This is a genomic window from uncultured Agitococcus sp. (genome assembly GCF_937920075.1).
Lineage (GTDB): Bacteria > Pseudomonadota > Gammaproteobacteria > Pseudomonadales > Moraxellaceae > Agitococcus.
Genome location: NZ_CALETI010000437.1, coordinates 1 through 8,350, shown reverse-complemented (window position 1 = coordinate 8,350; position 8,350 = coordinate 1). Strand labels below are relative to the sequence as shown.

At 41.2% G+C, this 8,350-nt stretch carries 5 protein-coding genes; all 5 read left to right on the top strand.

The genetic code is table 11. The features are described 5' to 3' along the window. The first annotated feature begins 70 nt into the window (after positions 1-70). Entirely contained in the window at positions 71-919 is an 849-nt protein-coding gene (locus Q0212_RS14785; protein ID WP_297926916.1) for a symmetrical bis(5'-nucleosyl)-tetraphosphatase, read from the top strand. A 164-nt stretch (positions 920-1,083) separates the two neighbouring features. After that, positions 1,084-3,006, top strand: coding sequence for a PrkA family serine protein kinase (locus Q0212_RS14780; protein ID WP_297926914.1), 1,923 nt, complete (start codon positions 1,084-1,086; stop codon positions 3,004-3,006). A 103-nt stretch (positions 3,007-3,109) separates the two neighbouring features. Then, complete coding sequence (locus Q0212_RS14775; protein ID WP_297926912.1) at positions 3,110-4,384, top strand: YeaH/YhbH family protein; 1,275 nt, start codon at positions 3,110-3,112, stop codon at positions 4,382-4,384. Continuing rightward, positions 4,381-5,898: a SpoVR family protein gene (locus Q0212_RS14770; RefSeq protein ID WP_297926910.1), complete on the top strand. Its 1,518-nt coding sequence runs from the start codon at positions 4,381-4,383 to the stop codon at positions 5,896-5,898. Before Q0212_RS14775 ends, Q0212_RS14770 begins: the two co-directional genes overlap by 4 nt. A gap of 218 nt (positions 5,899-6,116) precedes the next feature. Further along, positions 6,117-8,350 (top strand): valine--tRNA ligase (locus Q0212_RS14765; RefSeq protein ID WP_297926908.1); only part of this gene is annotated, 2,234 nt, incomplete at its 3' end.

Here is an 8,350-nt window from a genome sequence, read left to right as displayed (position 1 = left end):
TCGTTTTCAACGATTTTTTCGTTCACAAAACGCGTTAATTTCGGTGAAATGCGTAAGTCCTAACTAATTAATAGAGAGAAAATACATGGCTGACTATGCCATCGGTGATGTACAAGGCTGTGCTGATGCGCTTGAAGAATTACTAGAGGTCATTAATTTTGACCCTCAGCACGATTGCTTGTGGTTTGCGGGCGACCTTGTCGCTCGTGGCTCGGACTCATTGGCAGTTTTGCGTCGTGTCAAAGCCTTAGGTTCATCAGCTCGTGTCGTATTAGGCAATCATGACTTACATTTGATTGCCTGCTTTTATGGTTATAGTATCGCTAAAAAGAAAGATCGAACTGCTGATATTATTTCTGCTGCTGATGGCAAAGAGTTAATTGAATGGTTACGTCATCAACCGCTCTTTTTAGATATTCCTCACCAGCAAGCGGTCATTTCTCACGCTGGTATTCCCCCCTGTTGGAATTTAACTCAAGCACGGACATTAGCTAGCGAAGTGTCACAAGTTCTCAAAAATGAAGTTCAATTACATCAGTTTTTAGGTGGTATGTATGGCAACTCACCTGCTTTATGGCATGAGCATCTTCGAGGTGCAAAACGTTGGCGTGTCATCACCAATTATTTAACCCGTATGCGTCTGTGTAATTTAGCAGGTGAGTTGGAGTTTAGCCATAAAGAAGGTTTGGACGATTTGCCAGACGGTTATTATCCTTGGTTTAATTTGCCTAATCCTAGCATCAAAAACACTCGCATTTTATTTGGTCACTGGGCAGCACTCGAAGGAAATGGCCCTCAAGCACCAATCATTGCTTTAGATGGTGGTTGTGTTTGGGGTGGACAATTATTAGCCTACCGCTTAGATGATGGTCGCTTTTTTAGTGCCACTAAAGCGTGTATTGATTGTGGATTAGAATAGACTCTCTGATACCTTAAAGCTTGGCACAAGCCCTGCATGATTTTATTTAGTTCTTAATTTTTAACATAAACGCTAAAAACTTTTTTAGGCAAAATTGTCTTTTAGTGTCTAAGCTGAATATATAAGGACACTGTTATTTACAGTATAAAATCAAGAGGTTCGTTATGAGTTTGTTTCAACACTATCAATCACGTTTTGATCATAGCCGTCCCGAAGAATATACTTTAGAGCAATATCTTAATATTTGTAAAAATGATGCTACGGCTTACGCTACCGCTGCCGAACGTTTATTAATGGCGATTGGCGAGCCAGAAGTTATTGATACTAGTCGTGATCCACGTCTTTCAAGAATTTTTTCTAACAAAGTCATTCGTCGCTATCCTGCATTTAGTGAATTTTATGGCATGGAAGAAGCCGTTGAAAAAATTGTTTCTTATTTCCGTCATGCCGCACAAGGCCTAGAAGAGAAAAAACAAGTTTTATATCTATTAGGCCCTGTCGGTGGCGGTAAAAGCTCTTTGGCAGAACGACTCAAATCTCTCATAGAAAAAACACCTTTTTACGCCATTAAAGACTCACCAATTAACGAATCACCGTTAGGTTTATTTAATATCGAAGAAGATGGCGATATTCTTGAGCAAGATTACAACATCCCCAAACGTTATTTACGTGGCATCATGTCGCCGTGGGCAGTTAAACGTTTACAAGAGTTTGGCGGTGATATTAGTAAATTTAAAGTCATTAAAGTTTATCCAAGTATCTTACATCAATTAGCAATTTCCAAAACCGAACCTGGTGATGAGAATAATCAAGACATTTCCGCACTTGTGGGTAAAGTTGATATTCGTAAATTGGAAGACTTTCCACAAAGCGATGCCGATGCCTATTCGTTCTCGGGTGGTTTGTGTAAAGCCAATCGTGGCCTAATGGAATTTGTTGAGATGTTTAAAGCACCGATTAAAGTGCTACATCCTTTGCTTACCGCCACCCAAGAAGGTAATTACAATGGTACAGAGGCGATTGGCCCTATTCCCTTTGATGGCGTGATTTTGGCACACTCCAACGAGTCAGAATGGCAAAACTTTAGAAACAATAAAAATAATGAGGCATTTATTGACCGTATTTTTATTGTCAAAGTACCTTATTGTTTACGTGTTAGTGAAGAAATCCAAATTTATCAAAAATTGATTGATAGTTCTTCACTGAAAAAAGCTCCTTGTGCGCCTGATACTTTACGCATGTTGGCACAATTTACCGTGTTGTCGCGTTTAAAAGACACCGAAAACTCTAGCATTTATTCCAAAATGCGGATTTATGATGGTGAGAATTTAAAAGACACTGATCCAAGAGCAAAATCACATCAAGAGTATAAAGATGCTGCGGGTGTGGATGAAGGCATGAATGGTTTATCCACTCGTTTTGCTTTCAAGATTTTATCCAAAGTCTTTAATTATGATCATTCAGAGGTCGCTGCTAACCCTGTTCATTTATTGCATGTTTTAGAAACTCAAATTGAGCAAGAGCAATATGCCAATGAAACCCAAGCACGTTACTTACGCTTTATTAAAGAGTTTTTAGCACCACGTTATGTCGAGTTTATTGGCAAAGAAATTCAAACTGCTTATTTGGAATCTTATTCTGAATATGGCCAAAATATCTTTGATCGTTACGTCCAATATGCTGACTTCTGGATTCAAGATCAAGAGTTCCGTGATCCTGATACGGGCGAAATCTTTAACCGTCAAGCGTTAAATGAGGAGCTAGAAAAAATCGAGAAGCCTGCGGGCATTTCTAATCCCAAAGACTTCCGTAATGAAGTGGTCAATTTCGTGTTACGTGCTCGTGCTAACTATAATGGCAAAAATCCATCATGGTTATCTTACGAAAAACTCCGTGCCGTGATTGAGAAAAAAATGTTCTCCAACACCGAGGACTTGTTGCCAGTTATTTCCTTTAATCCTAAAGCCAACAAAAACGATCAACAAAAACATCAAGATTTTGTCCGTCGTATGGTTGAACGTGGATATACTGAAAAACAAGTACGTTTATTATGCGAATGGTACTTACGCTTTAGAAAAGCGCAATAATTCCCTACCCTAATTTAGGGTAGGGTTAGGGTGGGGTTCTACCTCTATCCCCTCCCAGCCTCCTCCTAATTTAGGTGGAGGAGCAGTTAATGCTGGAGAACACATGAGCTATATCATCGACCGTCGTTTAAATGGCCGCCATAAAAGCATGGTTAATCGCCAACGCTTTTTAGATCGTTATAAAGCCCAAATTCGTGAATCTGTTGCTGATGCTGCCAGTAAACGTAGCATTACCGATATGGAGCGTGGCGAATCGGTGTCCTTACCCACCAAAGATATTTCTGAGCCTGTATTTCATCATGGTCAAGGTGGTGTCCGTGATATGGTGCATACTGGTAACAAAGAGTTTTTGAGCGGTGATAAAGTACAACGTCCTCAAGGTGGCGGCGGCGGTCAAGGCTCGGGTAAAGCCAGCAATCAAGGCCAAGGCGAAGATGAGTTTAACTTTACCCTTTCTCAAGAAGAGTTTTTAAACTTTTTGTTTGAAGACCTTGCTTTACCCAATCTGATTAAACGTCGTTTAGCAGGCATCGAAACATGGGAATGGCAAAATGCCGGCATCGTCACCGAAGGTAACCCTGCCAAAATCAATATTGTCCGTAGTTTGCGTGCTGCCACCTCTCGACGCATTGCCTTAGGGACAGGCAAAAAACGTAGCTTACGCGCCAAAGAACAAGAGTTAGCCGACTTATTAGAGCAAGAAACCTCTCCCGAAAGAGTGGCCAAAATCGCGCAATTGCGTGAAGAAATTTCTAAACTAAAAATTCGTTTAGAAAAAATTCCTTTTATTGATACCTTTGACTTGCGTTATAACCATCACATTAAAGTAGCAAAACCCTCTGCCCAAGCGGTGATGTTTTGTATTATGGATGTGTCTGGCTCAATGAGCCAAGTGACTAAAGACATGGCCAAACGCTTCTTTTTATTATTGTATTTATTTTTAAAACGTAACTACAAAAAAATTGAAGTGGTTTTTATTCGTCACCACACCAGTGCCAAAGAAGTTGACGAAGAAGAATTTTTTTACTCTCGTGAAACAGGTGGTACGATTGTCTCCAGCGCACTCAAGCTGATGAATGAAATCATTCAAAGCCGTTATCCTGCTGAACAATGGAACATTTACGGTGCTCAAGCATCAGATGGTGATAACTGGAGCGATGACTCACCGTTGTGCCAAAAAATTTTAGAGGAGCAACTCCTACCCGCCTTGCAATATTTTTCTTATATCGAAATTACGCCACGACAACATCAGGCTCTATGGTTGGCTTATGAAGAAGTGTTAGCCAGTCATCCCGATCATTTTGCCATGCAGCAAATTATTGAGCCCAGTGATATTTATCCCGTATTTCGTGAACTATTTGCGAGGAAGCCCGCATGAGTCGTTATTTATCAACAGGATCAGAATGGTCTTTCCCTCTTATTGCCGAATATGATGCCGCCATTGCCGAAATTGCTCATGGTGAATTTGGTATAGATACCTACCCTAATCAAATAGAAGTGATTTCAGCCGAACAAATGATGGATGCGTATGCCTCGGTAGGGATGCCCATTGGTTATCATCATTGGTCTTTTGGCAAACATTTTGTCAGCACCGAAAATGCTTATCAACGAGGCCAAATGGGGTTGGCCTATGAAATTGTCATCAACTCCAATCCGTGTATTGCCTATTTAATGGAAGAAAACACCATGACCATGCAAGCCTTGGTCATTGCACATGCTTGTTATGGTCATAACTCCTTTTTTAAAGGCAACTATTTATTCAAAACATGGACAGATGCCAGTAGCATTATTGATTATTTAGTGTTTGCCCGAAACTATATTCGCAAATGTGAAGAACGTTATGGGGTCACTGAAGTTGAAGCCTTATTAGATTCTTGTCATGCCTTAATGAATTATGGGGTTGATCGTTACAAACGCCCCTACCCCATTTCTGCCGAAGAAGAACGTTTGCGCCAAGAAGAACGCGAAGAAGCTTTACAAGCACAAATCAATGAATTGTGGCGCACCTTGCCAATTAACCCCAAAAAAGAAGCTGATGACAGTCGTGGGCGTTTTCCGTCTGAACCTCAAGAAAACATTTTATATTTTTTTGAAAAAAATGCGCCATTACTTGAGCCTTGGCAACGTGAAATACTAAGAATTGTCCGTAAAATTGCCCAATATTTTTATCCTCAACGGCAAACCCAAGTCATGAATGAAGGTTGGGCAACCTTTTGGCATTACACCTTATTAAATCGTTTATACGATAAAGGTTTGGTGACTGATGGCTTTATTTTAGAGTTTTTACAATCACATACTGCTGTTGTTTATCAACCCACGTTTGATAAGCCTTATTATCGTGGCATCAATCCTTATGCTTTGGGTTTTGCCATGTTTCAAGACATTAAACGTATTTGTCAAAACCCAACTGAGGAAGATAAATATTGGTTTCCCGATTTGGTTGGTAAAGATTGGCTAGAAACCATTAAATTTGCCATGCAAAACTTTAAAGACGAGAGCTTTATTCAACAATTTTTAAGTCCTAAAGTGATGAGAGACTTTAGAATGTTTAGTGTGTTAGATGACACGAGAAAAGATAATTTATTAATTAGTGCAATTCATGATGATGGCGGTTTTAGGCAATTACGCCAATCGCTATCAAATCAATATAATTTAAGTATGAATGAACCAAACATTCAGGTGTGGAGTGTCAATTTACGCGGTGATCGCTCGATTACCCTACGCCATGTTCGTCAACAAGGCCGCCCCTTGGCCGATAGCAGCTCAGCGGTACTCAAACACCTACATGCCTTATGGAAGTTTGATGTGCATTTAGAATGTTGGGATGATAATCGTTTGGTCGAAACCATTACTTGTAATAAAGAAGGCATTAAAACCTTTAAACAAGGCTAAAAAACATAGAGGCATTTAAAATGCCTTTATGTCTCAAGTCTAAACAAAATCTATGGCTATTGATGTTTTGTTGCCCTCCCTCAAAATCTGTTACTATTAAGCTAATTTTTAGCTAAGTATAGGACTTGCATAAGTCCTGATTTAATCCCGTATTTCGCTACGCTAGATACTGGCTACAACTACATCCTTATTCTTTCGTTTTAATTCACGGTAATGTTATGACGCTCGACGCTACGTTTAATCCAAAAGACAGCGAAACTCGCTGGTATCAACAATGGGAAACTAACGGCTATTTTGCCCCATCAGGCCAAGGCACACCCTACTGTATTATGATTCCACCGCCCAATGTCACAGGTTCTTTGCACATGGGTCATGGTTTTAACAATACCATTATGGATAGCTTAATTCGCTATCGCCGTATGCAGGGTTACAACACCTTATGGCAACCAGGTACAGACCACGCAGGTATTGCCACACAAATGGTGGTTGAACGCCAATTAGCCGCGCAAAACATCAGCCGTCATGACTTAGGCCGTGACCAATTTTTAGAAAAAGTTTGGCAATGGAAAGAACAATCAGGTGGCACGATTACCCGTCAAATTCGCCGTTTAGGTTCATCAGTAGATTGGACACGCGAACGTTTTACCATGGACGAAGGTTTGTCTAATGCCGTTAAAGAAGCTTTTGTGCGTTTGTATCAAGATGGCTTAATTTATCGTGGTAAACGTTTGGTTAACTGGGATCCCAAGTTACACACCGCCATTTCTGACTTAGAAGTGATTAGCGAAGAAGAAAATGGCTCATTGTGGCATTTCAAATACTTCTTGGAAGATGGCAGCAACCATTTAGTAGTCGCCACTACCCGCCCCGAAACTTTATTGGGTGATACAGCCGTTGCGGTTAATCCTGAAGATGACCGCTATCAAGCCTTGATTGGCAAAAAAGTTCGTTTGCCAATTACTGGCCGTTTAGTGCCGATTGTAGCGGACAGTTATGTTGATAAAGAATTTGGCACAGGTTGCGTCAAAATTACCCCTGCCCACGACTTTAACGACTTCCAATTAGGCAAGCGTCACGACCTGCCCTTAATCAACATCTTTGATAAAGATGCCAACATTTTGGCTAATTTTGAGGTGATGGCCGCAGGCACTTTTGCTGATTTAGGTATTGAGGCTGCACCCAGCGAATATGCAGGCTTAGAGCGTTTTGTTGCCCGTAAAAAACTGGTTAAAGAAGCTGAAGAAAACGGTTGGTTGGATAAGATTGAACCGTACAAACTCAAAGCTCCTCGTGGTGACCGCTCTGGCGTGATTGTTGAACCGTGGTTGACTGACCAATGGTATGTGAAAGCCTCGGTATTAGCCAAACCTGCGATTGAAGCCGTTGAAGATGGTCGCGTAAAGTTTGTGCCTGAACAATACCAAAATATGTATTTTGCGTGGATGCGTGACATTCAAGATTGGTGTATTTCGCGTCAATTATGGTGGGGGCATCGTATTCCTGCTTGGTATGATGACAACGGCAATGTTTATGTCGGTCGCCATGAAGCCGAAGTACGTCAACAGTATCAGTTAGCGGACAACGTTGCCTTACGTCAAGATGAAGACGTTTTAGATACGTGGTTCTCCTCTGCTTTATGGACATTCTCCACCTTGGGCTGGCCAGAAGATACCCAAGCCTTACGCACGTTCCATCCAACCGACGTGTTGGTGACTGGTTTTGATATTATCTTCTTCTGGGTCGCACGGATGATGATGATGACCATGCACTTTATGAAGAATGAAGATGGCACGCCACAAATTCCGTTTAAAACCGTGTATGTTCATGGTTTAGTGCGTGATGCTGACGGTCAAAAAATGTCAAAATCCAAAGGAAATGTATTAGATCCTTTAGACATTATTGATGGTATTGATTTGGAGTCCTTAGTTGGCAAACGCACGACTGGCTTAATGAAGCCACAAGATGCGCCAAAAATCGAAAAGAATACCCGCAAAGAATACCCAGAAGGCATTAATGCTTATGGTACAGATGCTTTACGTTTTACCTTTGCCTCATTAGCGTCAACAGGCCGTGACATTAACTGGGATATGAAACGTTTAGAAGGCTATCGTAACTTTTGCAATAAGTTATGGAATGCCGCACGTTTTGTGTTAAGCAACTGCGAAGGCCAAGATGTTGCGGTTGACCACGACAATGTTGAACTTAGCGTTGCCGACAAATGGATTATTAGCCGCTTGCAGCAAGCCGAACAAAACGTGATTCATGCGTTAGATAGCTTCCGTTTTGACCAAGCCGCCCAAGCGATTTATGAGTTTGTATGGAATGAATACTGTGACTGGTATTTAGAGCTGACCAAACCTGTGTTAAATGGCGATAGCAGCCCTGCCGCCAAAGCAGGCACACGCCGTACCTTGTTGCGTGTTTTAGAAACGATGTTGCGCTTAATGCACCC